The following is a 23,715-nucleotide window of genomic DNA, read 5'->3' as shown; positions in this document are numbered from 1 at the left end:
GCATGGACGGTATGGATGTCAAGGAGGTACTGCTCCCGGGCGTCGGTCTCCGCTACGAATTCACCAGCCACGACGGTGAGCGGATCGGGATCGTCGCACGCCGCGGCGGCGACTTCGACGTCGTCCTGTACGGCCCGGACGATCCCGACCAGGCCCGGCCGGTCTTTCACCTGACCGACGACGAGGCCGAGGCCATGGCGCAAATCCTGGGTGCGCCGCGCATCGCCGAGCGGTTCACCGAGCTGTCGCGGGAGGTGACCGGGCTCGAGACGGGGCAGGTCCACATCGTGGCGGGCAGCCCCTTCGTGGACCACCCGCTCGGCGATACCCGCGCGCGCACCCGCACCGGCGCATCGATCGTCGCGATCGTGCGCAACGAGGAAGTGCTCGCCTCGCCCGGACCGGGCGAAATTCTGCACGCGCGAGACGTTTTGATCGTGATCGGCACCGTAGACGGCATCGCCGGTGTCGAGCAGATCATCGATAAGGGCTGAGCCGATGCAGGTTTCGGGGGCGCTGCTGTTCCAGCTCGGCGCCCTCCTGGCCACGCTGGCCGTATTGGGTGCCGCCGCTAGGCATTTCGCGTTGTCCCCGATACCGGTGTACCTGCTGGCGGGCCTGTCGCTGGGCAAGGGCGGACTGCTGCCGGTCGCCGCGGCGGGCGAGTTCATCCAGACCGCGGCGCCGATCGGCATCGTGTTGTTGCTGCTGACGTTGGGGCTGGAATTTTCGGCGACCGAATTCGCCGCCAGCCTGCGGCACCACCTGCCGTCGGCCGGCGTGGACCTCGTCCTCAACGCCACACCCGGCGCGGTGGCCGGCTGGCTGTTGGGGCTGGACGGCGTGGCCATCCTGGCCCTGGCCGGGGTCACCTACATCTCCTCGTCGGGCGTCATTGCGCGCCTGGTGCAGGACCTGGGCCGGCTGGGCAACCGGGAGACGCCGGCCGTGCTGTCGGTGTTGGTGCTCGAGGACTTCGCGATGGCGGCCTACCTGCCGCTGTTCGCCGTGCTGGCGTCGGGCGGCGGCTGGGTGCGCGCCGTCGCCGGCATGGCGGCCGCCGTCGGCGCGCTGCTGCTGGCGTTCGCCGCGTCCTATCGCTGGGGCCACCACTTCGGCCGGCTGGTCGAACACCCCGATTCCGAGCAGCTGCTGCTGCGGGTCCTGGGCATCACCCTGATGGTGGCGGCGGTGGCGGAGGTGCTGCACGCCTCGGCCGCGGTCGGCGCTTTCCTGGTGGGCCTGACCCTGACCGGTGCGACGGCGGACCGGGCGCGCCGGGTGCTGGGCCCGCTGCGTGACCTGTTTGCCGCCATCTTCTTCCTGGCGATCGGCCTGTCGGTCGACCCGCACGAGCTGCTGCCGATGCTGCCGGTGGCGCTGGTCCTGGCCGCCGTCACCGCCGCGACGAAGGTGGCCACCGGGATGGTCGCCGCCCGCCGCGACGGCGTGGCCCGGCGCGGGCAGCTGCGCGCGGGCGCCGCGCTCATCGCCAGGGGCGAGTTTTCGCTGATCATCATCGGGCTGGCGGGCACGTCGATCGCCGGAGTCGCCGCGCTGGCGACGTCGTACGTCTTCGTCATGGCGATCGCGGGCCCTGTGCTGGCCCGGTACGTGGGCGGGTCGCGCCCGGCCTAGCCGATGTGCAGCGCCACCACCAGCCAGCGGGCGCACCCGGCGCCGGCGGGCACCTGCTCCACCCGGCAAGCGATCGCGTGGATGCGGTCCCCGCGGCTGTAGGTCCCGAACACCTCCGCCGCCGTCTCCGGGCGGCGCCGTCCGGAGGGCTGCAGCCGCGTGCGGCGCAGCACCGCGGCGCCGCCGCTCCCGCGGCCGATCGACAGGATCGGGTCCACCAGAGCGGGCGCCAGCACGGGTCGCAGCTGGGCGGCGGGGCGTCGGCGGTCGATGACTTCCAGCACCCGGCGCAGGGCGGCGTCGGCGAAGGCGGCCGCCTGGCGCATCGGCGCGGACGCGACGGGGGCGACCCCCGCCGTCTGGCCGTTGCACGCCCGGCGCGGCGCGGGCGCGCGGCGGCGCGGCGGTGCGTGCGACGACGGCCGGCACTGGGGCACGTCCCGGCGCGGCGGCTCGTAGTCGACGACGGGGGTCACGGCGAAAACGGTCAACGCGCACTCTCCAAGTCGAACGGTCACACAAGCGCCTGCTGGAGAGTGGCAGACGGGTGGGTCAGTGGTCATCATGGCACAGGTCGCGCCGGCGCGTATCCGCGCCGATCGGGCCAACGCGTACCCGCTCCGAGCTTCGGTCCGGCCGGACGATTACCGTGGGCGGGTACATCCGTTCACCAACCGAACCGAGGACGAATTGACAAGAAGGACAGGGCCGTAATGGTCGCTCGGTTGTCCCCGGCGGACGCCTCCTTCTATCGAATGGAGAACACGGCCACCCCGATGTACGTGGGATCGCTCTCCATCCTGCAGCGCCCGCGGGCCGGGCTGAGCTACGAGACGCTGTTGGCCACCGTGGAAAAACGGCTGCCCCAGATACCGCGCTACCGCCAGAAGGTCCGGGAGGTGCGCGTCGCGGGGGCCCGCCCGGTGTGGCTCGACGACAACGATTTCGACATCACCTACCACGTGCGGCGGTCGGCGCTGCCGTCGCCGGGCAGCGACGAGCAGCTGCACGAGCTCGTCGCTCGGCTGGCCGCGCGGCCCCTGGACAAGTCGCGGCCGTTGTGGGAGATGTACCTGGTCGAGGGCCTGGAAAAAAACCGGATCGCCCTGTACACCAAGTCCCACCAGGCCCTGATCAACGGCATGAGCGCGGTGGAGATCGGCCACGTCATCGCCGACCGGACGCGGCGTCCCCCGCCCTTTCCCGAAGACATCTGGATACCGGAACGCGACCCCGGCAACACCCGGTTGGTCATGGGCGCCATCGGTGACTGGCTCGCGGGGCCGGGCACGCAACTGCAGGCGGTCGGGTCCGCGGTGGCCGGCCTGGTGACGAACTATGGCGAGCTGCTCGATGCCGGCCGCCGCGTCGTCGACATCGCCCGCGCGGTGGCGCGGGGCAACCCACCCAGCAGCCCGCTCAACGCCACCGTTTCGCGGAATCGACGGTTCACGGTCGCCCGCGGCAGCCTCGAGGACTACCGGGCCGTCCGCGCGCGCTACGACTGCGACATCAACGACGTGGTGCTCGCCGTCATCGCGGGCGCACTGGGCAACTGGATGCTGTCCCGGGGGATGGCGGTCTCGCCCACCGCGACGATCCGCGCGATGGCGCCGCTCTCCGTTTATGCCGACGACCACCTCGACTCGACCGGGCCCGGCCAAACGATCAGTCAGGTCACGCCTTTCCTCATCGACCTGCCGGTGGGGGAGGCGAATCCGGTGGTGCGGCTGTCGCAGATCGCCCACGCCACCGAATCGAACGCCGCCTCCGCCAGCCTGGTCGACGCGCGCACCATCGTCACCCTTTCGGGTTTCGCGCCTCCCACCCTGCACGCCATGGGGATCCGGGTGGCCACCAACTTCCCGAGCTTTTCCAAGCTGACGTTCAATCTGTTGATCACCAATGCGCCGGGCGCCCAGTCGCAGATGTACATCGCCGGCACCAAACTGCTGGAGACCTACGCCGTGCCTCCGCTGCTGCACAACCAGGCCTTGGCGATCAGTGTGACGTCCTATCACGGCATGCTGTATTTCGGAATCAACGCCGACCGCGATGCGATGAGCGATGTCGATCTGCTGCCGGGGCTGTTAAAGCAGTCCCTCGACGAACTCCTGGAAGCTTCCCGCTAGTTATCCGGGGTGAAAATCGCTGCCCGGATCTATGATTCGTAATCATGAGCACCGCGACAAATGACGGCGCGTCGGCCAAGGCCAGCGAAAGCAAATCGCCCGCGCCGCCCGCGCATAAACTCTCCAACTCCGTCTATGAAGCCGAATTATTCCGGCTGCAAACGGAATTCGTGAAGCTGCAAGAATGGCTGCGGTATACCGGCGCGCGTCTGGTGGTCATCTTCGAAGGCCGCGACGGGGCGGGCAAGGGCGGAACGATCAAACGGATCACCGAGTACCTCAACCCGCGGGTGGCCCGCATCGCGGCGCTGCCCGCGCCGAGCGATCGCGAACGCGGCCAGTGGTACTACCAGCGCTACATCGCCCAGCTTCCCGCCAAGGGCGAGATCGTGCTCTTCGATCGGTCGTGGTACAACCGCGCCGGCGTGGAACGCGTCATGGGATTCTGTACGGCGCAGGAGTACGTGCTGTTCCTGCGGCAGACGCCGATCTTCGAGCAGATGCTGATCGACGACGGGATCATGTTGCGCAAGTACTGGTTTTCCGTCTCCGAAACCGAGCAGCTGCGCCGGTTCAGGGCGCGGATGAAAGACCCTGTCCGGCAATGGAAGCTCAGCCCGATGGACATGGAATCGCTGTATCGGCGGGAGGATTATTCGCGCGCCAAGGACGAGATGATGGTGCACACCGACACCCCGGTAAGCCCTTGGTACGTCGTGGAATCCGACATCAAGAAGCACGCGCGGCTGAACATGATGGCCCATCTGCTGTCCACGATCGAGTACCACGACGTGGAGCGGCCCAAGGTGAAACTGCCCAAACATCCGGTGGTGAGCGGGACCTACCAGCGCCCGCCGCGTGAGCTGTCGAAGTACGTCGACGACTACGCGGCCACCCTGATCGGGACGTGATGATCCAGGTCTACATCCCGGCCACCCTCGCGATGTTGCAGCAGCTCGTCACCGACGGCTCCCTGTGGCCCGTCAACGGCACCGCGTTTGCGGTCACGCCGACGTTGCGCGAGGCCTACGCGGAGGGCGACGACGACGAGCTCGCCGACGTGGCGCTGCGCGAGGCGGCGCTGGCGTCGCTGCGGCTGCTGGCGGCCCACGCGCCTGAGGGGTCCGGGGCCCAGGCCGGTCTGCCGCCGCGGCGCGCGGTGCTGGCCGCCGAAGTCGAGGTGGGCGAATCCGGGGCCAAGTACCGCCCCGACCTCGACGACGCCGTCGTCCGGCTGAGCGCCCCCGTGACGATGGACCAGGTGGTGGCGGCCTATGTCGACAACGCGGCCGCCGAATCCGACGTCACCAGGGCGATCGAGGTGATCGACGCCGCCGACCTGGGCGACGAGGACGCCGAGCTGGTCGTCGGCGACGCCCTGGACCACGACCTCGCCTGGTACGCGAACCAGGAGTTGCCGTTCCTGCTTGAGCTGCTCTGAGGCGCCGATTGTGACCCAGTCGCCGCCCGCGGGCCTGGATACGCCACCGTAAGTTACGGTACCGTAGGCTTTGTGACGGGCGTCGTGAGCAGGAGTTTTCTATGACCAAGCAATACGCACCGATCACCGCCAACCTGGCGGACACCAAGCGCCCGGTGGTCGCGGGCGCTGACCGGCATCCCGGCTGGCACGCGCTGCGCAAATTGGCCGCGCGCATCACCACGCCGCTGCTGCCCGACGACTATCTGCACCTGGCCAACCCGCTGTGGTCCGCACGCGAATTGCGGGGCCGCGTCCTCGAGGTGCGCCGGGAGACCGAAGATTCGGCGACCCTGGTCATCAAACCGGGCTGGGGCTTCAGCTTCGACTACCAGCCGGGCCAGTACATCGGGATCGGGCTGCTGGTGGACGGGCGCTGGCGCTGGCGGTCGTATTCGCTGACGTCGAGCCCGGCCGAAACCTCCGGCGCGCCGCGCACCGTGACGATCACCGTCAAGGCGATGCCCGAGGGGTTCCTGTCCACCCACCTGGTGGCCGGCGTCGAGCCGGGGACCATCGTGCGGCTGGCCGCGCCGCAGGGCAACTTCGTCCTGCCCGATCCGGCGCCGCCGTCGATCCTGTTTCTCACCGCGGGGTCGGGCATCACTCCGGTGATGTCGATGCTGCGAACACTGGTGCGGCGCAACCAGATTGGCGATATCACGCACCTGCATTCCGCGCCCACCGAATCCGACGTGATGTTCCGCGCCGAGCTGGTCGCGCTGGCCGACAGCCAGCCGGGCTATCGCCTGCAGGTGCGCGAGACGCGCAGCCAGGGTCGGCTCGATCTCGCTACGCTCGACCACGAGGTCGCGGACTGGCGCGAACGTCAGACCTGGGCGTGCGGGCCGGAGGGCATGCTCGCCCAGGCGCAGAAGGTGTGGTCGTCGGCGGGCGTCGGCGAGCGGCTGCACCTGGAGCGCTTCGCGGTGTCCAAGGCCGCACCGGCCGGGGCGGGCGGGACGGTCACGTTCGCACGCAGCGGGCGCGCGGTTGCGGCGGACGCGGCGACCTCGTTGATGGACGCCGGGGAGGGCGCCGGTGTGCAGATGCCCTTCGGCTGCCGGATGGGCATCTGCCAGTCCTGCGTGGTCAGCCTCGTGGACGGCCACGTCCGGGACCTGAGAACCGGCGCCGAGCACGATCCCGGAACGCGGATCCAGACCTGTGTGTCGGCCGCATCGGGCGATTGCACGCTCGACATTTAAAGGCTACTCACAGGTAACCTACGGGCTCGTAGGTTACGATAACGTAGGTAAGTAATAGGCAACCGACCGCAGGGAGAACAAGACGATGGCGATCACCGACGTCGACGTATTCGCCCATTTGACGGACGCCGACATCGAAAGCCTGGCCGTTGAGCTGGACGCCATCCGCCAGGACATCGAAGACTCTCGCGGGGCGCGCGACGCCCGCTACATCCGCCGCACCATCGCCGCGCAGCGCGCGCTCGAGGTCGCCGGCCGGCTGCTGCTGACCGCCAGTTCGCGCCGTTCCGCCTGGTGGGCGGGCACCGTCACGTTGGGCGTGGCCAAGATCGTCGAGAACATGGAGATCGGCCACAACGTCATGCACGGCCAGTGGGACTGGATGAACGACCCCGAGATTCACTCCTCGACGTGGGAGTGGGACATGAGCGGGTCGTCCAAGCACTGGCGCTACACCCACAACTTCGTGCACCACAAGTACACGAACATCCTCGGGATGGACGACGACGTCGGCTACGGCTTGCTGCGTGTCACCCGCGACCAGCGCTGGAAGCGCTTCAACATCTTCAACCTGGTCTACAACACCCTGCTCGCGCTCCTGTTCGAGTGGGGCGTGGGCCTGCAGCACGTGGAGCTCGGCAAGATCGCCAAGAAGCGGATGGACAACGACGACGCGCGGCAACGCGTCGACGAGTTCCTGGCCAAGGCGGGCCGGCAGGTGCTCAAGGACTATGTCGCGTTCCCGGCGCTGACCTCCCTGTCGCCCGGCGCGACCTACCGGTCCACGCTGACGGCGAACGCGACCGCCAACGTGATCCGCAACATCTGGGCCAACGCGGTCATCTTCTGCGGGCACTTCCCCGATGGCGCAGAGAAATTCACCAAGACCGACATGATCGGCGAGACCAAGGGCCAGTGGTACCTGCGCCAGATGCTGGGCAGTGCCAACTTCGAGGCCGGCCCGGCGCTGCGGTTCATGAGCGGCAACCTGTGCCACCAGATCGAGCACCACCTGTTCCCGGATCTGCCGAGCAATCGATACGCCGAGATTTCGGTGCGGGTGCGCGCGCTCTGCGACAAGTACGACCTGCCCTACACCACGGGCTCTTTCCTGGTGCAGTACGGCAAGACGTGGCGCACGCTGGCCAAGCTGTCGCTGCCGAACAAGTACCTGCGCGACGACGCCGACAACGCGCCGGAGACCCGCAGCGAGCGGATGTTCGCCGAGCTGGAGCCCGATTTCGGGGGCACCGACCCGGCGACCGGCCGCCGGCGCGGGCTCAACACCGCCATCGCCACCGTGCAAGCCTGGCGGCGCTCCAAGCGCGCCAAAAAGCAAGCGGCGCAGGGGCGCAGGGACGACCTGGCCGCCTGAGCTTGGCGCCGAGCGCGTTCGGCGTTAGGGTGCGACATCGGCATGTCATCCACCGGGAGGAGAGACGGCCATGGGTGATGACGATGTGCGGGCCGCGCTGTCGCGCCACTGGGCCGCCTCCGACGCCAACGACTTCGCGGCGGAGCACCAAATCTACCGGGCCGACGCGGTTCTCGAGTACCCCCAGTCGGGCGAACGCATCCGGGGTCGGGCCAACATCGAGGCGTCGCGCGTTGCCCAGCCGAACGCGAAACGCTTCACCGTGCGACGCATGCTCGGTGGCGGCGACCTGTGGATCAGCGAACTCGTCCTGACGTATGACGGGAAACCGTTTTACGTGGTGAGCATCATGGAGTTCGTCGGCGGCGAGGTGGTCCGCGAGACCCAGTACTTCGGCGATCCGTTCGAGCCCGGTCCGTCGCGTGCTCAATGGGTCGAGTTAATGGAATGAGGCCTGGCCGGCCGGCCGTGTCGTCCTCACCATCGTTGGATCCGATTTGCTAGCTGGCAGGATCCAGCTAATGTAACCCCTACCGCGTCAGCGTCAGGGGGCTTGGAAATCCGTCGCCCACACCGAGGAGTCAACGAATGAAGAAGCTCGCCCGACTGACCGGTTCGCTCGCCGCCGCTCTGGGTGGCGTCGCCGTCATCGCCGCCCCGCTCGCGAACGCCGACTCCGCGGACGACGCCTACCTGCAGACGCTCAAGGACAAGGGCATCACCTGGCCCAGCGGCGCGGACCAGACGATGGTCCAAATCGGGCACGCGGTGTGCACGGACTGGTCCAAAGGGATGACGTTCGAGCAAACCCTCGCCGACGCGAAGTCGGGGATGCCGCAGTTAGCCGACGCCTCGCTCGCCAAGATCATGGGCGCGTCGACGGGCGTGTACTGCCCGCAGTACTCCAGCAAGTTCGACTGAGCCCCGAGGGCCGCTGAAGGCCGCCAGCCCAGCCGCTCGATGATGGTGGCGTTGGCCATGCCACCGCCCTCGCACATCGTCTGCAGCCCGTACCGGCCGCCGCGCTGTTCGAGCGCGTTGACCAGGGTGGTCATGATGCGAGCGCCGCTGGCGCCCAACGGATGTCCGATGGCGATGGCACCGGGTGTCGTGCGCGCAGGCCAGCACGACGGGCGCGAACGCCTCGTTGACGGCTGGCGTTTGTGTACCGGGTTCGGTGAAGTCGAGCCAACGTGATGGAGCCTCAAGGCTTTACCTCGATCACCACTTTCCCCATCGGGCCGTCAGCTAGGCGTGCGAAGGCTTGCGGCAACTGCTCGAACGCAAACACGCGGTCGACCAGTGGCCGGGCTCCAGAGCGGGCCAATATGGCCAAGAGGTCGTGAAAGCCGGCGCGGTGCTGCTCAGGCGTGTAGTAGCTCAGAGCCATTGCGCCAATTCGCAGCCAGCGGGAAAAGAGCGTGCCCGTATAAAAGTTGGGCACCGGGCCTCCGAGTTCTCCTACCAAGCTGAGTCTCCCCGAATCGCCCATCGTATCGATGACTTCAGGAAGCAGCGTGCCCCCAATCGTGTCGACTGCCAGGTTCACCCCTCCTCCATTCAGTGTCGGCTGCCAGGTGAATGGGACCACTTCAGAGCTGGTTTTGCCATGAGCATGGGACCACCTGTTTGCCATTGATGGGACCACTCGACTGGCTGGTTTGCCAGTTATGGGACCACCCGGCGTGGTGTCGGGTTCTTCCGGTAGTTGGGCCGCTGTATTGGCCTGATGAGCTACCGGGAGGTGTCGGTGATCGAGATCGTGGAGATGCTGCGGCTGTGGCTGCAGGGGTTGGGGTTGCGGGAGGTGGCCCGGCTGTCGGGCACCGACCGCAAAACGGTGCGACGCTACGTCGACCGAGCCCGTGCTAGTGGGCTGGACCGCGATGGTGGAGACGGTCAGCTCACTGATGAGTTGATCGCGGCGGTGATTGCCGGAGTGCGTCCGCACCGGCCCAGCGGCAAGAGCCTGGCGTGGGAGACGATCGCTGCAGAGCATGAGCAGATCAAGGCCTGGCTCAAAGACGGATTGACGCTGACCAAGATCCACACGCTGCTTGGGCGCCGCGGTGTGGTGGTGTCCTATCGGACGCTGAATCGTTACGCCACAACCGAATTGGATTTCGGACGCCGTCAAGCCACGGTGCCGGTGGCCGACTGCGAACCGGGTGCGGAGGTGCAGGTCGACTTCGGCCGCCTCGGGATGCTCACCGACGCCAGCGATGGTCGGCGCCGAGTCGTGCAGGGGTTGATCTTTACCGCGGTGTATTCGCGGCACATGTTCGTCTGGCCCACCTACCGCCAGACCCTGAACGATGTGATCGCCGGGTTCGATGCGGCGTGGGCGTTCTTCGGCGGGGTGTTCGCGGTGGTGATTCCTGGCAGCATGAAAGCTATCGTCACCACCGCGCATGCGACCGAGCCTCGGCTCAACGATGCGTTCCGCGAGTATGCGCAGGCTCGTGGGTTTGCGGTCGACCCGGCGCGGGTGCGCAGCCCGAAAGATAAGCCACGGGTGGAACGCATGGTGCAGTATGTGCGATCGAATTTCTTTGCCGGAGAAGATTTCCGGGATCTCAATGACTGTCGCAGCCGCGCCGAACATTGGTGCGCTCAGACCGCCGGTATGCGCATTCACGGCACCACCCGCCTGCGGCCGGCCGAGGTGTTCATCGGCGATGAGCTGCCCGCACTAGGGCCCGTATCCGACACCGCCTTCGACGTTCCGATCTGGACGCGCCCGAAAGTGGCCCCGGACCGCCACGTCCAGGTCGCCAAAGCCCTCTACAGCGTGCCCGGAGAGCTGGTCGGCAAGCGCATCGAGGCCCGTGCTGATGCACACTCGGTCAAGCTCTATTGGCGTGGTGAGCTGATCAAGGTGCATCCGGTCGTGGCCCCGGGTCGCCGCCATACTGATCCGGCCGATCTTCCCTCTGAGGTGTCGGTCTATGCGATGCGTGATCTGAATGCCCTGCAGCGCAAGGCAGCCGCCCACGGCACCCATGTCGGCACCTACGCGGCAGCGGTGCTCGAGCATCCGCTGCCGTGGACCAAGATGCGTCAGGTCTACCGGCTGCTGGGGCTGGTGCGCCGCCACGGCGCCGAGGAGGTCGACGACGCGTGCCGGCGTGCCCTGGACGCCGAGGTGATCGACGTCGGGCTGATCGAGCGGATCTTGACCCGCGGCGGCGGTGAACAACTGCCCCTGCTACCGAAACCGCCCGGGGCAGCGTCGCGGTTTGTCCGAGAAAGCTCTGATTTCGCGGTGCGGAGGCCTTCATGAGCCCACAGCGCCCCGACGCCACGCCGGCGGTCAAGCCAATCGAGGTGTCCGGCGAGCTCAAAGCGTTGATGCGCCGCCTCAAACTCGGCCAGCTGCTCGACACGCTGCCCGAACGGCTGGCGCTGGCCCGTACCAACCGGCTACCACACCACGACTTCCTGGAACTGTTGTTCGCAGATGAGGTCACCCGCCGCGACCGCGAATCCGCGACCCGGCGCGCCAAGGCCGCCCATCTCGATCCGGCCATGCAGCTACAGGCCTGGGATGACTCCGCCGCCGTGGCTTTCGATCAACAACTATGGGCCGAGCTGACCTCACTGCGGTTCCTCGCCGACGCCTACAACGTGCTCGTCATGGGACCGGTAGGAGTGGGAAAGACGTTCTTGGCCAACGCATTAGGTCACATCGCGGTACGCCGGCATCACAGCGTGCACACCGAACGGGCCGACAAAATGTTCAAACGCCTTCGCGGGGCACGCCTGGACGGCAGCTACGAAGACGAGATGCGCAAACTGCACCGCGTCGAACTGCTGATAATCGATGACCTCGCGCTGCACCGCCTGGAGGCCACCGAGACGACCGACTTCTACGAGATCATCGTCGAACGCCACCGCGCCGCATCGACCGTCATCACCAGCAACCGCGAACCACCCGAGATCCTGACCATGATGGCCGACCCGCTGCTGGCCCAATCCGCGATGGACCGACTGCAATCAGCGGCCTACGAACTCGTCGTCGAAGGCGAGTCCTACCGGCAACGCCAGAAGCCAGGAAACCGAAAGCCGGCCTCTCCGACTGCGTCGGATTGACCGGCAACCACCCCTTCCGCCACTATCAACACACGGCCTACAACCGGAACAACCCGGTCCCATGCTCATGGCAAACCAGAGGTCCCATCACCCTGGCAGGCGACAATTCAGGGCATCCTTCACACGATTTCGCCACTGCGGGTCCTCAGGGTTGAGTGTGAAAGTCGCTCCGAGTTCCTTAAGGCGTCGTTGCTTTTCCTCGCTGCGCGAGAGCGCTACGACCGTGTGGCCCATAGCCGCCGCCAGTTGCACAGCCGCAACTCCGACACCTCCTGATGCTCCGGTGACCAGCACCACTGAGTTCGGATTGAGCGGTTCCCACATGGTGAGCGCACGGTACGCCGATAGATAAACGACGGCAGCGCCCGACGACTGCTCTGCGGTCCAACCTGTGGGGACGTCCGCTAAGTTAACCGCCGGTATCGACACTTGCTCGGCAAACATGCCCCAGCGGCGAAGTCCCACATCGCTGCGCAGAAGAACGCGCTGGTCGCCGACCCGCACATCCTCGACGCCTTTACCAACCTTGATCACTTCCCCGACGCCATCCCGCCCCAGCACGTGCGGGGCAGGAGGGTATACCGGATACGGGTACCGCCTCTCTGCCATCATCCGATCTGCCGGATTTAAGCCCGCGTAGCGGACTCGCATAACCAGTTCACCTTCATGTGGGACCGGATCAGGCGCGTCGGTCAGGGTCAGATGATCTATCCCTGCATGTCCATCCCACAGCCACGCTTTCATAACTGCTTCTCCCTTGCGGCTATTCGTGACTACAGCAACCACGGCGACTACGCGGGTAGGTCACACAGCAATCCCGAATCGGCTTAGGTCATTCGCTCGATGATGGTGGCGTTGGCCATGCCACCGCCCTCGCACATCGTCTGCAGCCCGTACCGGCCGCCGCGCTGTTCGAGCGCGTTGACCAGCGTTGTCATGATACGTGCGCCGCTGGCGCCCAACGGATGTCCGATGGCGATGGCACCGCCGTTGACGTTGGTCTTGGCCAGGTCCGCGCCGGTGTCGTGCGCCCAGGCCAGCACGACGGGCGCGAACGCCTCGTTGACCTCGAACAGGTCGATGTCGGCCAGCGTCAGCCCGGCGCGGCGCAACACCTTCTCGGTGGCGGGGATGACCCCGGTCAGCATGTAGAGCGGGTCGGAGCCCACCACGGTCGTGGTGTGGATCCGCGCCAGCGGGCGCAGGCCCAGCCTCTTGGCGACCTCGCTCGTGGTGATCAGGACCGCGGCGCTGCCGTCGGACAGCGGGGAGGAGTTGCCGGCCGTGATCGACCAATTGATCTGCGGGAAACGCTCTTTGGCGGCCTCGCTGTAGAAAGACGGTTGCAGCCCGGCCAGCGTTTCCACCGTCGTGCCCGGCCGGACGATCTCGTCGGTGTTCAGCCCGGCGATCGGGATCAGCTCGTTGTCGAAGAGCCCGTCCTTGGTGGCGCGGGCGGCCTTGTCGTGGCTGCCGGCGGAGAACTCGTCGAGCTGGGTGCGGGAAAAGCCCCACTTGGCGGCGATCAGTTCCGCGCTGATGCCCTGCGGCACCAGGCCGTCGGGGTAGCGGCGCGTCATGTCCGCACCGAACGGGTTGGACCCCGGCAGGACCGAGGTGCCCATCGGGACGCGGCCCATCGACTCCACGCCGCCCGCGACGACGAGGTCGTAGGCGCCGGCGAGGACGCCCTGCGCGGCGAAGCTGATCGCCTGCTGGCTGCTGCCACACTGCCGGTCGATCGTGACGCCGGGGACCGACTCGGGGAAACCGGCGCCGAGCAGCGCGTTGCGGGCGATGTTGACGGCCTGGTCGCCGACCTGGGTGACGGCTCCGGCGATGACGTCGTCGAGCTGTGCGGGGTCGACGCCGGTGCGGGCCACCAGTTCGCGCAGGCTGTGGGCCAGCAGGTCGGCGGGCAGCACGTCGTGCAGGGCGCCGCTGGCCTTGCCTTTCCCGATCGGGGTGCGGACGGCACCGACGATGACGGCGTCGCGGCCTTGATAACCAACCGGGTAACCGGTCATGACTCCTCCTTGAGTCCGGAGCTAAGTATGTATAGCTATACCGAGGTAAACATCTGGGTACACTAAAATCAACCCAGACCGGGAGGTGATGTACATGACATTTCTGCAGGGCGCCCTGGCCGACCGGGAGAAGTGGTCGGCGGTCGGCGAGTGCGCGATCGAGAAGACCATGGCGGTGGTCGGCACCAAGTCCGCGATGCTGATCATGCGCGAGGCCTACTACGGCACCACCCGGTTCGACGACTTCGCGCGCCGGGTCGGCATCACCAAGGCGGCCACGTCGGCCCGGCTGGCCGAACTCGTCGACCTTGGCCTGTTGGAGCGGCGGCCCTACCGCGAGCCGGGGCAGCGCGGCCGCGAGGAGTACGTGCTCACCGAGGCCGGTGTCGATTTCATGCCGGTGGTCTGGGCGATGTTCGAGTGGGGCCGGCGCCATCTGCCCGGCCGCAACCGCCTGCGGCTCACCCACCTGGGCTGCGGCGCCGAGGCCGGCGTCGAAATCCGTTGCACCGAGGGGCATCGGGTGCCGCCCGGCGAGCTCGGCATGCGGCTGGCTAAGTCGTCCTAACCAGCGGCGAGGGTGCACAGACGTACGTCCCGCGCGGCGTGTCGCCGTACCAACACGCACCCTCGCCGGGCTTGTCACGTCTCCCGGAGCACCGCGAGCAGCCGGCGCGCCGCGGCGACGCGGCGCACGGCGGACCCGGACAGCGTGTCCAGCGCGCATTCGGGGTCGGCCGGCGGCCCCATGTGCCCGCAGCCGCGTGGGCAGTCCTCGATCGCGTCGGCCAGATCCGAGAACGACTTCAGCACGTCGTCGGGCCGGATGTGGGCCAGCCCGAACGAGCGGATGCCCGGGGTATCGATCACCCACCCGGAACCCGCGAGCGGTAGCGCCACCGACTGCGTCGACGTGTGCCGGCCCCGGCCCATGTCGGTCACCTCGCCGACGGCCCGGAACGCGTCGGGCACAAGGCGATTCACCAGCGTCGACTTGCCCACTCCGGAATGGCCCAGCAGCACCGTGATCTTGCCGGCCAGCAGGTCGGCCACCGCGAGCAGCGGGTCGTCGACGCCGGCGGCCACTATCGTCAGGTCCAAATCCACAAACTGCTCGGCGAACGGCCCCGGCGGGGCGAGGTCGGTTTTGGTCAGGCACAGGATCGGGGCGAGTCCGCCGGCGTAGGCGGCGATCAGCGCCCGGTCGACCAGCCCGGTGCGCGGCGGCGGGTCGGCGAGCGCCACCACGATCAGCAGCTGGTCGGCGTTGGCGACCACCACCCGCTCGGTGGGATCGGTGTCATCGGCGGTGCGCCGCAACACCGTTCGCCGCTCGCCGCGGCGCACGATGCGGGCCAGCGTGTCCGTCCGCCCGGACAGGTCGCCGACGATGTCCACGTCGTCGCCGACGACGATCGGGGTGCGGCCCAGCTCGCGCGCCCGCATGGCCGTGACCCGGCGGTCGGGCCGGCCGCCCAGCACGCACCCCCAGCGGCCGCGGTCGACGCTGACCACCATGGCGGGCTCGGCGTCGGCGTGCTCGGGGCGCGTCTTGGTGCGCGGTCGCGAGCCGCGGCCGGAACGGACCTTGACGTCGGACTCGTCGTAGTCGCCGGGCCTCACATGCCGGGCTCCAGCATGCGGGCCCACAGCTGCGGGAACTCCGGCAGCGTCTTGCCGGTCGCGCCGATGTCGTCCACCTCGACCCCGGCGACCCGTAACCCGACGATCGCCCCGGCCATCGCCATTCGATGATCGGCGTACGCGCGCCATGTGCCCCCGCGCAGCGGCGTCGCGGTGATCACCAGGCCGTCGGGCGTTTCGGCGCAGTCGCCGCCGAGGCGGTTGATCTCGGCGCTCAGCGCGGCGAGCCGATCGGTCTCGTGGCCCCGCAGGTGGGCGATGCCGGACAGCCGCGATACCGAGCCGGGGGTGGCCAGCGCGGCCAGCGCCGCCACCGACGGCGTCAGCTCGCCGACGGCGCGCAGGTCCACATCAAAGCCGGGGTAGTCGGCCGATCCGCGTACCTCCAGGGACGAATCGGTCTGCGTCACAACGGCATTCAACTTGGCCAGGACGCTCAGGATGTCGTCGGCGGGCTGCACGCTGACCGCGGGCCAGCCGGTGATGCGCACCGCCCCGCCGGTGACCACGGCCGCCGCCAGGAACGGGACGGCGTTGGTCAGATCGGGCTCGACCTCCCAGCGCCGGGCCGCGACCGCGCCGGCCCGCACGCGCCAGCGGTTCGGGACGGAGTCGTCGACGTCGACTCCGGCCTGGCGCAGCATCACCGTCGTCATCGCGATGTGCGGCGCCGACGGCAGCTGCGATCCGGTGTGTCGGACGGTCAGGCCCTCGGTGAACGAGGCCGCGCACAACAGCAGGCCCGACACGAATTGCGATGACGCGGAGGCGTCGATGGCGACGGTGCCGCCGGCGACCGATCCGCCGCCCCGGACCCGGAACGGCAGACCGGTCCCGTCGATCTTGACGCCCAGGCCGCGCAGCGCGTCCAGCAGCGGCGCGATGGGCCGGGACCGGGCCTGCTCGTCGCCGTCGAATTCCACCACCGCGTCGGCCAGCGCGGCCAGCGGCGGGACGAACCGCAGGACGGTGCCGGCCAGGCCGCAGTCCACGGTGGCGTCGGGTCCGGGGGAGATGTGGCCGCTGACGGTCAGGTCGGATCCGGTCCCGTCGACGCGCAGGCCCAGCGTGCGCAGCGCCCCGATCATCAGGTCGGTGTCCCGGCTGCGCAGCGCCCCGCTGATCGTGGAGGCGCCGTGCCCCTGCGCGGCCGCCAGCCCGGCCAGCACCAGCGCGCGGTTGGTCTGCGACTTCGAGCCCGGGACGGTCACGGTCGCGCGCACCGGCGCGGTGGCCTGCGGGGCGGTCCAGGTGGTCACCGCTACATCATCGCTTGTTGCCGCGTTCGGCAACCAATAGCAGTGTGTGGCTCTGCCACTATGGGGGTTATGTGCGGGCGGTTTGCGGTGACCACGGATCCGGCGAAGCTGGCGGAGAAGATCAAGGCGATCGACGAGGCGACCGGCACCGTCCCCAACGCCGATGCGCCGAACTTCAACGTCGCGCCGACGGCGACCATCGCGACCGTCGTCACCCGGCATACCGAGCCCGACGACGACCCCACCCGCCGCGTCCGGCTCATGCGCTGGGGCCTGATCCCGCCCTGGGCCAAGGCCGGCGCCGACGGGGCGCCGGAGGGCAAGGGCCCGCTGCTGATCAACGCCCGCGCCGAGAAGGTCACCAGCTCGCCCGCCTTCCGGTCGAGCGCCAAGTCCAAGCGCTGCCTGATACCGATGGACGGCTATTACGAATGGCGCGTCAATCCCGACCGCGACGGCAAGAAGTCCCGCAAGACGCCGTTCTTCATGTACCGCGAGGACGGCGAGCCGCTGTTCATGGCCGGGCTGTGGTCGGTGTGGAAGCCCAAAGACCAGAAGGACGCCGCCCCGCTGCTGAGTTGCACGATCATCACCACCGACGCCCCCGGGGAGCTCGCCGAGATCCACGACCGGATGCCGTTGGTGGTGCCGGAACGGGACTGGGACCGCTGGCTGAACCCCGACGCGCCGGTCGATGAAGAGCTGCTCGCCCGCGCGCCCGACGTGCACGGCATCCGGATGCGCGAGGTGTCGACCCTGGTCAACAACGTGCGCAACAACGGGCCGGAGCTGCTCGCACCGGTCGAAGAGCAATCGGAGCAGATGAAGCTGCTGTAGCGCGGATCGCTATGCCGCGCCTGGACTCTCGCCCTCGTCCTCGCCTTCGCCGTTGTCGGTGTGGAGGAGTTTTTCGGGGTGCCAGTAGGTGTTGGTGCGGGGTTGGCCGCGGTCGAGGTGGGGTGGCGGGATCCATTCGGTTTCCCCGCGGGCGTTTTTGCGGGTGCTCCAGCCGCCGGGTTGGATGATGCGGTGTTGGGTGCCGCAGCCCAGGGTGAGGTTGTTGATGTCGGTTTCGCGGCATGCGGCGTAGCCGATGACGTGGTGGACTTCGCAGTAGTAGCCGGGCACGGTGCAGCCCGGGGCGCTGCAGCCGCGCTCTTTGGCGTAGAGCACGAGTCGTTGGGCCGGGGAGGCCACCCGTTTGGTGTGATAGAGCGCCAGCGCCTTGCCCTTATCGAAGATGGCTAGGTAGTGCCGGGCGTGGCGGGCCTGGCGGATGACGTCGCTCATCGGCAACAGGGTGCCCCCGCCGGTGAGGCCCTTGCCGGCGGCGGCTTCGAGTTCGGCCAGGGTGGTGGTGATGATGATCGAGGTGGGCAGCCCGTTGCGTTGGCCCAGTTTCCCCGACATCAACAGGGCGCGCAGCGCGGTGGTCAGCGCGTCGTGTTGGCGTTGGGCCTGGCGGCGGGTGTCGTTGTCGATGGCGGCTTGGGAGGGTGTGCCGTCGATGCAGGGGGTGTCGTCGTCGGGGTTGCACATGCCGGGGGCGCCCAGTTTGGCCAGCACGGCTTCCAGGGTGGCGCGCAGTTCGGGGGTGAGCATCGCGCGCAGCTCGGACATGCCGTCGGCTTGTTGGGGGCCCAGCGTCAGCGAGCGGGCCCGGGCGCGATCCTCGTCGGTGTAGGTGCCGTCGGGGTTGAGGCAGTCGGCGAGCACTTTGGCGAATGCGCTGAGTTGTTCGGGCCGAAACTGGGTGCCCTGGGTGGCCAGCAGGGATTCGACTTGTTCGCGGGTGGCCGCGTCGATCCAGCCGGGCAGTTGCTTGAAGAACGTGCGGATCACCCCGACGTGGCCTGAGCCCAACGTGCCCTGGCGTTGCGCGGCAGCGCACGCCCGCAACACCGGCGCCATCGGTTCGCCGGTCAGGCCGTGGCGCGGCCCCAGATCGGCGGCCTCGCCGAGGCGCCTCGAGGCCTCGCGGTAGCTGATCAGGGTGGCCTCGGCGATCGCGTGCTCGAGCTTGCCGCCCAACTCCGCCGGGGTGGCCTGGCGGCGCAGCGCGTTGATCAACGGATGCTCCACGGCCGGCAGTCGCCGGCGCCAGCGCTCCACGCGTCCCAACAACCGCAGGTGCTCGGGAGTTGTCAACGCCTGGCAATCGAAGCGGGCCACCTCATCCAACGCGGCATCCAGTGCGTCAAGCGCGGCGGCCAGCGCCTCGCGATCCACACCATTGCCAGCCATACCGCCAAACTAACCAAGGGGTCCGACAAAAACGGCCGCCCTGAGACCGGTGAAACCACAGTGGCCCAAGTGATTTCGACCCGCCTGCGTGGTGCAACACTCGCGAATCAGTGGGACCAGTGAAACCAAAGTGGCCCAAGTGATTTGAATCTGTCTGCGTGGGACAAGATTCGGGGCGTCTTTGTGGTCGGGCGACGGATCTTTGCGTACGGCTGCGACTTAGGATCCGAGTGTGACTGGCACGTACTCCTACACGTTCGAGGACATCGAGAACCGCCCGGTCGCGGTGATCGGGGCGGGAACGCTGGGCCGCCGCATAGCGCTGATGTTCGCCAGCCGCGGGGGAACCGTGCGGATCTTCGCGCCCCGTGCCGAACAGCGTAACTCGGCGATCCGGTACGTGATGGAGACGCTGCCGAAGGTGTTGGCGCAGCGGGATTTTGGTGACGTGGGTGGTGCGATCGGCGCGGGATCGCTGGAAGAGGCGTTGGACGACGCCTGGCTCGTCGTCGAATCCGTCCCGGAGAAGCTCGAGATCAAAAAAGCGACGTGGGACCAGATCGACCGGGCGGCGCCGCCCGGCACCATCTTCGGCACCAATTCGTCGTCGTACCCCTCGCGCCTGATGGCCGACGCGGTGCGGGACAAGACGCGATTGTGCAACACGCACTTCTACATGCCGCCCGAGGCCAACGCCGTCGACCTGATGTCCGACGGACAGACCGACCGCGGGCTGCTCGACACGCTGCTGAGGGTGCTGCCCGAGTTCGGCGTCCATCCCTTCGAGGCGCGCAAGGAATCGACCGGCTTCATCTTCAATCGGATCTGGGCGGCCATCAAACGTGAGTCGCTGGCCGTGGTCGCCGAGGGCGTCGCCCGCCCGGAGGACGTCGACGGGATGTTCAAGGTCAACTGGGGCGTGCCGGCCGGGCCGTTTCAGATGATGGACCTCGTCGGCCTCGATGTGGTGCTGGACATCGAAAACCACTACGCCGAGGAGTTCCCGCACCTACCCGAACACGTGCGCGAGTTGTTGCAGAGCCATGTCGACGCCGGCAAACTCGGTGTCAAGACGGGCGAGGGCTTCTACACGTATTGACGTCGCGCTCAGTTGCTGAGCACCAGGCGCCACTGGCCGGCAGCCGTGCGGTCCGGGACGCACCAGAAGTTGTTCCAGTTCCCCGGCGTCGACGCCTTCACGCCCGGGCCGGCGTCCTGACAGGCTTCCCGGGTGGGGTAGCTGCCCTCGGTCTGAATGGTGTCCGCCGCGCTGACGCCTACGCCGGTGGTCATCAACCCCGCGAGAGCCAGCGCGCTGGCGGCGACGAATCGCTTCATGTCGATCCAATCCTCCTGTGGTGCTGCGTGTAACCACGCGGTAGTGCGAGTGTAGTCATTTGACTACACTCGCACAAGGCCTTGTTACGCCCGGCCCAGCTCGGCCAGCGCCAGCCGGGCGGCGTTGGCGCCGCACATGCCGTGGGCTCCCGGCCCCGGCGGGGTGGCGGCAGAGCAGATGTACATGCCGGGCACGCCGATGCTGTAGGGGGATAACGTAATTCGCGGTCCGAAGGTGAGCTGGCGGATGTCCTTGGCGCCGGTCATGATGTCGCCGCCGTCGTAGTTGGGGTTGTAGGTGGCCAGCTGCGCCGTCGAACGAACCGCCTTGCCGACCACGCGTTCGGCGAAGCCGGGCGCGAACCGCTCGATTTGGGCGACGATCGCCGCGGTGGCGTCGCCGGTGTATCCGTTGGGGACGTGGGCGTAGGTCCACACCGGATGCGTATCGCCCACCGAGCGTTGCGGATCGGCCAGATACTGCTGACCGACCAGCACGAAAGGCCGCTCGGGCATGCGCCCGGCATGGACCTCGCGCTCGGTCGCGGCCAGTTCGGCGTAGGTCCCGGCCAGGTGGACGGTGCCGGCCCGGTGCGCATGCGGGTTCGCCCAGGGCACGCCGCCCTCGACGGCGAAGTCGACCTTGAAGGCGCCGGGGCCGCGGCGAAACCTCCTGAAGGCCCGGGAAACATGGCGCGGCAGGCGATCTCCCAGGATCCCGGCGACCGCGCCGGGCGCCAGGTCGAACATCGTGACGTCCGCGGGCGGCAGCTGGGCGGCCGCTCTGACCGGCACGCCGGTCTCGATCTTGCCGCCGAGGTCGGTCAGCAGCGCCACCATCGCGTTGGTGATCGACTGCGATCCCCCTTCGGCCACCGCCCAGCCGTGCCGGTGGCCCGCGGCGATGATGCCCATCCCGATCGCGGACGTCATCGGATAATGCAACGGCCGGAAGGCATGTGCCGCAACACCTCCGAACAACGCCCGGCCCTCGTCGGTGCGAAACAGCCGCGCGAATGTCGACCCGGGAAGCAAGGTGGGCACACCGAACCGGGCCAGCATCAGCGGATGATCCGGCAGCCGCAGCAGCGGCCCCATGATGTCGTCGCTCAAGGCGTCGAACCGGCGGGCCGCGTAGCCGAACGCCAGCCGCCACCGCGACCCGTCGCGCCCGAGACCGGCCGCGGTCTCGTCCACCGAGCGATGCAGCACGCCGGCGCCGCCGCCGTCGAGGGGGTGCACGCAGTCGACCTCCGGCCAGCGCCAGGTCAGGCCGTACCGCCGCAGGTCGAAGCGGCCCAGGAACGGCGAGCCGACGGCCATCGGGTGGATCGCCGAGCAGTGGTCGTGCAGCAGGCCGGGGACGATCGCCTCGGAGCTGCGCGCGCCGCCGCCCACCTCGTCGGCGGCCTCGAGCACGGTGACCTGCACGCCCTCGGCGGCCAGGCAGACGGCGGCGGCCAGGCCGTTGGGTCCGCCGCCCACCACCAGCGCGGTGCTCATGCCATGGCTCCGAGCAGCGACCAGCTGACCTGCGTCGGGATGGGGCCGTTGGGCAGCCAGGGCTGCTCGGCCACGGCGTCGGCCACCTTCCAGGTCCCGCGTTCGATGACCCCGAGCGCGGCGTCGACCAGCTGGTAGTGCTGAACGCCGCTGCCGAAGGCCTCGGACTCCACCCAGGCGATGACGCACTCGCCCGGCTCAAACGCGGCTTGGCTCTGCATGGCCTTGATCAAGTCTTCATTGTGCAGGTGCCCGTCGCCGAAGTTGAAACCGATCAGGGAATTGCACACGAACTCACCCTCGCGCACGGTGCGCGTGTCGACGTCGGGCAGGTGCGTCAACAGCAGCGAGAACAGGCCGCGTCCCTGGCTGTGCATGCTGCGCCAGGCGATCGTCTTCTGCAGGGTGATTTCGGCCCACGCGGGTTCGTAGCCGGCCGCGACGAACTGGTCGATCTGGTTGGACGCGGTGCGGGTGACCGCGTTGAGCTTCCGCTCGGCACCGGGCGCGAAGGTCCACACCGCCGAGGCCCAGTTGCCCGCGTACTGCCGCATCGCGGGCAGGAACGACACCTTGTCGGGCCGCAGGTTGCCCAGCGCCGGGTAGAACAGCAGGGCGGCGGCGATCACCAGGGCCAGGTACGTCGGTGTCATGTTCCACGGGGCGTACCCGGTCCAGTTCGGGAAGCCCAGGAACAAAAAGACCGCGCTGTAGGCGAAGACGGCGTTCCATTCCAGCGGCACCGCCAGCGGGAACGTCGAAATGATGAACAGGTGGAACCCCACCATCAGCAGCGCCGCGGCCAGCGTCAGCCACCTGCTCGTCGAGAAGAACAGGATCAGGGGGGCGATGATTTCCACCGTGGTGCCGTTGACGTGTGCCATGAAATCCGCGAATCGCGACGGCCGCATGTCGCGCCCGAAGTCGCGGTAGTGCGCCCGCCGCACCGATTTGGGCGCGAATATCGTGTTGCTGACCATCGGCGGGATGACGTTGGAGAAGTGCTTACCGAACTTCGAGAAGCCGGCGCCGACCCACACGACGACGATCAGCATCTTGCACGCGATGATCATGTTGACGAACGGAAGCGCGGCGAAGAAGAACATCGCCGGCAGGTACTGCTCGCCACGGGCGGCCAGGAAGATGATCTTGTCCCGCAGGCCGATGAGCACCAGCAGCGCGATCGGCGCGACGAGCAGTGCGGGGTTCACGAGCCCGGAGGTGTTGTGCGGCAACGCCTTCGACAGCGAGTCGCTGTGCGCCCCCGGCGACAGCAGCGCGACGGCCAGGCTGGCCAACAGCGCCAGGTACACCCCGATGTCGAACCAGGTCCGCCGGTCACCTGCGGTGAACGGCACCCACTTCCACGGTCGCAGCCGGATGGTGCCGGGCCGGGCCCAGAACAGGATGCCGCCGGTCATCGGCTTGACCTTGCCGGCCAGCGGACCCCAGGAGCCGGCCACGCCGATCGCCTCCAACAGCACCGTCCACAGGATCACCTTCTGGTAGACGATGGGCTGGTTCCACCACTCGGACACGTGCCAGAAGGCGGGCAGCCCCGACGTCGCCGTCGCGACGGTGATGCCGCCGATCGCGAAGAACACGACCAGCTTCACGACGTAGATGGTGTGCACCATTTTCGGTGAGCCGAAGCCCTTTTCGCCCCAGTCGAGGGCGAGGATGCGCATCCGCTCCATGAGCGGCTTCTGCAAGAAGGTGTCCGGGTCGACCGCGGCGAGAACCGGTTGTGTGAATCCCATTTCCTTCGCTCCTTC

General features: G+C 68.1%; 24 protein-coding genes and 1 pseudogene. 14 read left to right on the top strand and 11 right to left on the bottom strand.

Features of this window, described 5'->3' with window-relative positions:
- The first annotated feature begins 11 nt into the window (after window positions 1–11).
- Together MTAB308_RS10030 and MTAB308_RS10025 are read left to right on the top strand one after the other, a co-directional pair.
- A complete protein-coding gene (locus tag MTAB308_RS10030) occupies window positions 12–494 on the top strand; it encodes a cation:proton antiporter regulatory subunit (RefSeq protein WP_077099310.1) in 483 nt (160 codons plus the stop codon).
- A gap of 4 nt (window positions 495–498) precedes the next feature.
- On the top strand, window positions 499–1,638 hold the full coding sequence (locus MTAB308_RS10025; RefSeq protein WP_077099309.1) for a cation:proton antiporter: 1,140 nt from the start codon (window positions 499–501) through the stop codon (window positions 1,636–1,638).
- On the opposite strand, the gene MTAB308_RS10020 is transcribed toward MTAB308_RS10025, so the two are convergent.
- Window positions 1,635–2,114 carry an Rv3235 family protein gene (locus tag MTAB308_RS10020; RefSeq protein ID WP_245831361.1) on the bottom strand — a complete coding sequence of 160 codons (480 nt, stop codon included), beginning with the start codon at window positions 2,112–2,114 and terminating at the stop codon, window positions 1,635–1,637. The two genes, MTAB308_RS10025 and MTAB308_RS10020, sit on opposite strands and share 4 nt — an antisense overlap.
- Window positions 2,115–2,351: 237 nt before the next feature.
- Between MTAB308_RS10020 and MTAB308_RS29430 the strand changes: the two genes are divergently transcribed.
- From MTAB308_RS29430 to MTAB308_RS09985, 7 genes are all read left to right on the top strand, one after another.
- Entirely contained in the window at window positions 2,352–3,770 is a 1,419-nt protein-coding gene (locus MTAB308_RS29430; RefSeq protein ID WP_077099307.1) for a WS/DGAT/MGAT family O-acyltransferase, read from the top strand.
- 44 nt (window positions 3,771–3,814) lie between these two features.
- On the top strand, window positions 3,815–4,681 hold the full coding sequence (ppk2, locus tag MTAB308_RS10010; protein ID WP_077099306.1) for a polyphosphate kinase 2: 867 nt from the start codon (window positions 3,815–3,817) through the stop codon (window positions 4,679–4,681).
- Window positions 4,681–5,211 (top strand): DUF6912 family protein, encoded by a 531-nt coding sequence (locus MTAB308_RS10005; protein ID WP_077099305.1) that lies wholly within the window; start codon window positions 4,681–4,683, stop codon window positions 5,209–5,211. The genes ppk2 and MTAB308_RS10005 overlap by 1 nt, the downstream gene beginning before the upstream one ends.
- A gap of 101 nt (window positions 5,212–5,312) precedes the next feature.
- Entirely contained in the window at window positions 5,313–6,458 is a 1,146-nt protein-coding gene (locus MTAB308_RS10000) for a ferredoxin reductase (RefSeq protein ID WP_077099304.1), read from the top strand.
- 85 nt (window positions 6,459–6,543) lie between these two features.
- The gene (locus tag MTAB308_RS09995; protein WP_077099303.1) at window positions 6,544–7,833 is read left to right on the top strand and encodes a fatty acid desaturase family protein; all 1,290 of its coding nucleotides are present in this window, start codon (window positions 6,544–6,546) and stop codon (window positions 7,831–7,833) included.
- 70 nt (window positions 7,834–7,903) lie between these two features.
- Window positions 7,904–8,284: a nuclear transport factor 2 family protein gene (locus tag MTAB308_RS09990; RefSeq protein WP_077099302.1), complete on the top strand. Its 381-nt coding sequence runs from the start codon at window positions 7,904–7,906 to the stop codon at window positions 8,282–8,284.
- Between the two features lie 137 nt (window positions 8,285–8,421).
- A complete protein-coding gene (locus tag MTAB308_RS09985) occupies window positions 8,422–8,754 on the top strand; it encodes a DUF732 domain-containing protein (RefSeq protein ID WP_077099301.1) in 333 nt (110 codons plus the stop codon).
- 29 nt (window positions 8,755–8,783) lie between these two features.
- Here the strand turns inward: MTAB308_RS09985 and MTAB308_RS09980 are convergent.
- Together MTAB308_RS09980 and MTAB308_RS09975 are read right to left on the bottom strand one after the other, a co-directional pair.
- Window positions 8,784–8,985: pseudogene (locus MTAB308_RS09980) on the bottom strand (steroid 3-ketoacyl-CoA thiolase); the annotation flags it as partial.
- Window positions 8,986–9,037: 52 nt separating this feature from the next.
- A complete protein-coding gene (locus tag MTAB308_RS09975) occupies window positions 9,038–9,469 on the bottom strand; it encodes a zinc-binding dehydrogenase (RefSeq protein WP_083746494.1) in 432 nt (143 codons plus the stop codon).
- 93 nt (window positions 9,470–9,562) lie between these two features.
- Between MTAB308_RS09975 and istA the strand changes: the two genes are divergently transcribed.
- Together istA and MTAB308_RS09965 are read left to right on the top strand one after the other, a co-directional pair.
- The gene (gene istA, locus MTAB308_RS09970; protein WP_077099299.1) at window positions 9,563–11,116 is read left to right on the top strand and encodes an IS21 family transposase; all 1,554 of its coding nucleotides are present in this window, start codon (window positions 9,563–9,565) and stop codon (window positions 11,114–11,116) included.
- Entirely contained in the window at window positions 11,113–11,925 is an 813-nt protein-coding gene (locus tag MTAB308_RS09965) for an ATP-binding protein (RefSeq protein WP_077097804.1), read from the top strand. Before istA ends, MTAB308_RS09965 begins: the two co-directional genes overlap by 4 nt.
- Window positions 11,926–12,012: 87 nt before the next feature.
- On the opposite strand, the gene MTAB308_RS09960 is transcribed toward MTAB308_RS09965, so the two are convergent.
- Together MTAB308_RS09960 and MTAB308_RS09955 are read right to left on the bottom strand one after the other, a co-directional pair.
- A complete protein-coding gene (locus tag MTAB308_RS09960) occupies window positions 12,013–12,669 on the bottom strand; it encodes a quinone oxidoreductase family protein (RefSeq protein WP_083746493.1) in 657 nt (218 codons plus the stop codon).
- Between the two features lie 83 nt (window positions 12,670–12,752).
- Window positions 12,753–13,952 carry a thiolase family protein gene (locus tag MTAB308_RS09955; RefSeq protein ID WP_077099297.1) on the bottom strand — a complete coding sequence of 400 codons (1,200 nt, stop codon included), beginning with the start codon at window positions 13,950–13,952 and terminating at the stop codon, window positions 12,753–12,755.
- A gap of 94 nt (window positions 13,953–14,046) precedes the next feature.
- Between MTAB308_RS09955 and MTAB308_RS09950 the strand changes: the two genes are divergently transcribed.
- Complete coding sequence (locus MTAB308_RS09950; protein WP_077100103.1) at window positions 14,047–14,520, top strand: winged helix-turn-helix transcriptional regulator; 474 nt, start codon at window positions 14,047–14,049, stop codon at window positions 14,518–14,520.
- Between the two features lie 74 nt (window positions 14,521–14,594).
- Here the strand turns inward: MTAB308_RS09950 and rsgA are convergent, their stop codons facing one another.
- Together rsgA and aroA are read right to left on the bottom strand one after the other, a co-directional pair.
- Window positions 14,595–15,575 (bottom strand): ribosome small subunit-dependent GTPase A, encoded by a 981-nt coding sequence (gene rsgA, locus MTAB308_RS09945; protein ID WP_077099296.1) that lies wholly within the window; start codon window positions 15,573–15,575, stop codon window positions 14,595–14,597.
- Window positions 15,572–16,855 carry a 3-phosphoshikimate 1-carboxyvinyltransferase gene (aroA, locus tag MTAB308_RS09940; RefSeq protein ID WP_077099295.1) on the bottom strand — a complete coding sequence of 428 codons (1,284 nt, stop codon included), beginning with the start codon at window positions 16,853–16,855 and terminating at the stop codon, window positions 15,572–15,574. The genes rsgA and aroA overlap by 4 nt, the downstream gene beginning before the upstream one ends.
- Window positions 16,856–16,924: 69 nt before the next feature.
- Here aroA and MTAB308_RS09935 point away from each other — a divergent pair, with 69 nt between their 5' ends.
- The gene (locus MTAB308_RS09935; RefSeq protein WP_077099294.1) at window positions 16,925–17,692 is read left to right on the top strand and encodes an SOS response-associated peptidase; all 768 of its coding nucleotides are present in this window, start codon (window positions 16,925–16,927) and stop codon (window positions 17,690–17,692) included.
- A 9-nt stretch (window positions 17,693–17,701) separates the two neighbouring features.
- Here MTAB308_RS09935 and MTAB308_RS09930 read toward each other — a convergent pair whose 3' ends face one another.
- Window positions 17,702–19,099, bottom strand: a complete 1,398-nt coding sequence (locus tag MTAB308_RS09930; RefSeq protein WP_077099293.1) for an HNH endonuclease signature motif containing protein — start codon at window positions 19,097–19,099, stop codon at window positions 17,702–17,704.
- 232 nt (window positions 19,100–19,331) lie between these two features.
- Here MTAB308_RS09930 and MTAB308_RS09925 point away from each other — a divergent pair, with 232 nt between their 5' ends.
- Window positions 19,332–20,198, top strand: coding sequence for a 3-hydroxyacyl-CoA dehydrogenase family protein (locus MTAB308_RS09925; protein WP_077099292.1), 867 nt, complete (start codon window positions 19,332–19,334; stop codon window positions 20,196–20,198).
- Window positions 20,199–20,206: 8 nt separating this feature from the next.
- On the opposite strand, the gene MTAB308_RS09920 is transcribed toward MTAB308_RS09925, so the two are convergent.
- From MTAB308_RS09920 to MTAB308_RS09910, 3 genes are all read right to left on the bottom strand, one after another.
- The gene (locus tag MTAB308_RS09920) at window positions 20,207–20,437 is read right to left on the bottom strand and encodes a hypothetical protein (protein WP_108637259.1); all 231 of its coding nucleotides are present in this window, start codon (window positions 20,435–20,437) and stop codon (window positions 20,207–20,209) included.
- 84 nt (window positions 20,438–20,521) lie between these two features.
- The gene (locus MTAB308_RS09915; RefSeq protein ID WP_077099290.1) at window positions 20,522–21,940 is read right to left on the bottom strand and encodes a phytoene desaturase family protein; all 1,419 of its coding nucleotides are present in this window, start codon (window positions 21,938–21,940) and stop codon (window positions 20,522–20,524) included.
- Window positions 21,937–23,700, bottom strand: coding sequence for a DUF3556 domain-containing protein (locus tag MTAB308_RS09910; protein ID WP_077099289.1), 1,764 nt, complete (start codon window positions 23,698–23,700; stop codon window positions 21,937–21,939). The genes MTAB308_RS09915 and MTAB308_RS09910 overlap by 4 nt, the downstream gene beginning before the upstream one ends.
- Window positions 23,701–23,715 lie beyond the last annotated feature (15 nt).

The organism is Mycobacterium terramassiliense (assembly GCF_900157385.1).
GTDB classification, from domain to species: Bacteria; Actinomycetota; Actinomycetes; order Mycobacteriales; family Mycobacteriaceae; genus Mycobacterium; species Mycobacterium terramassiliense.
Note: the sequence above shows the minus strand (reverse complement) of the source record. Positions and strands in the feature narration are given on the sequence as shown.

What these genes read in the sequence shown, in the direction of transcription:
- MTAB308_RS10030 (WP_077099310.1), top strand. Translation starts at nt 12, where the DNA reads ATGGATGTCAAGGAGGTACTGCTCCCGGGCGTCGGTCTCCGCTACGAA.
- MTAB308_RS10025 (WP_077099309.1), top strand. Translation starts at nt 499, where the DNA reads ATGCAGGTTTCGGGGGCGCTGCTGTTCCAGCTCGGCGCCCTCCTGGCC.
- MTAB308_RS29430 (WP_077099307.1), top strand. Translation starts at nt 2,352, where the DNA reads ATGGTCGCTCGGTTGTCCCCGGCGGACGCCTCCTTCTATCGAATGGAG.
- ppk2 (WP_077099306.1), top strand. Translation starts at nt 3,815, where the DNA reads ATGAGCACCGCGACAAATGACGGCGCGTCGGCCAAGGCCAGCGAAAGC.
- MTAB308_RS10005 (WP_077099305.1), top strand. Translation starts at nt 4,681, where the DNA reads ATGATCCAGGTCTACATCCCGGCCACCCTCGCGATGTTGCAGCAGCTC.
- MTAB308_RS10000 (WP_077099304.1), top strand. Translation starts at nt 5,313, where the DNA reads ATGACCAAGCAATACGCACCGATCACCGCCAACCTGGCGGACACCAAG.
- MTAB308_RS09995 (WP_077099303.1), top strand. Translation starts at nt 6,544, where the DNA reads ATGGCGATCACCGACGTCGACGTATTCGCCCATTTGACGGACGCCGAC.
- MTAB308_RS09990 (WP_077099302.1), top strand. Translation starts at nt 7,904, where the DNA reads ATGGGTGATGACGATGTGCGGGCCGCGCTGTCGCGCCACTGGGCCGCC.
- MTAB308_RS09985 (WP_077099301.1), top strand. Translation starts at nt 8,422, where the DNA reads ATGAAGAAGCTCGCCCGACTGACCGGTTCGCTCGCCGCCGCTCTGGGT.
- MTAB308_RS09975 (WP_083746494.1), bottom strand. Translation starts at nt 9,469, where the DNA reads ATGGCAAACAGGTGGTCCCATGCTCATGGCAAAACCAGCTCTGAAGTG.
- istA (WP_077099299.1), top strand. Translation starts at nt 9,563, where the DNA reads ATGAGCTACCGGGAGGTGTCGGTGATCGAGATCGTGGAGATGCTGCGG.
- MTAB308_RS09965 (WP_077097804.1), top strand. Translation starts at nt 11,113, where the DNA reads ATGAGCCCACAGCGCCCCGACGCCACGCCGGCGGTCAAGCCAATCGAG.
- MTAB308_RS09960 (WP_083746493.1), bottom strand. Translation starts at nt 12,669, where the DNA reads ATGAAAGCGTGGCTGTGGGATGGACATGCAGGGATAGATCATCTGACC.
- MTAB308_RS09955 (WP_077099297.1), bottom strand. Translation starts at nt 13,952, where the DNA reads ATGACCGGTTACCCGGTTGGTTATCAAGGCCGCGACGCCGTCATCGTC.
- MTAB308_RS09950 (WP_077100103.1), top strand. Translation starts at nt 14,047, where the DNA reads ATGACATTTCTGCAGGGCGCCCTGGCCGACCGGGAGAAGTGGTCGGCG.
- MTAB308_RS09935 (WP_077099294.1), top strand. Translation starts at nt 16,925, where the DNA reads ATGTGCGGGCGGTTTGCGGTGACCACGGATCCGGCGAAGCTGGCGGAG.
- MTAB308_RS09930 (WP_077099293.1), bottom strand. Translation starts at nt 19,099, where the DNA reads ATGGCTGGCAATGGTGTGGATCGCGAGGCGCTGGCCGCCGCGCTTGAC.
- MTAB308_RS09920 (WP_108637259.1), bottom strand. Translation starts at nt 20,437, where the DNA reads ATGAAGCGATTCGTCGCCGCCAGCGCGCTGGCTCTCGCGGGGTTGATG.
- MTAB308_RS09915 (WP_077099290.1), bottom strand. Translation starts at nt 21,940, where the DNA reads ATGAGCACCGCGCTGGTGGTGGGCGGCGGACCCAACGGCCTGGCCGCC.
- MTAB308_RS09910 (WP_077099289.1), bottom strand. Translation starts at nt 23,700, where the DNA reads ATGGGATTCACACAACCGGTTCTCGCCGCGGTCGACCCGGACACCTTC.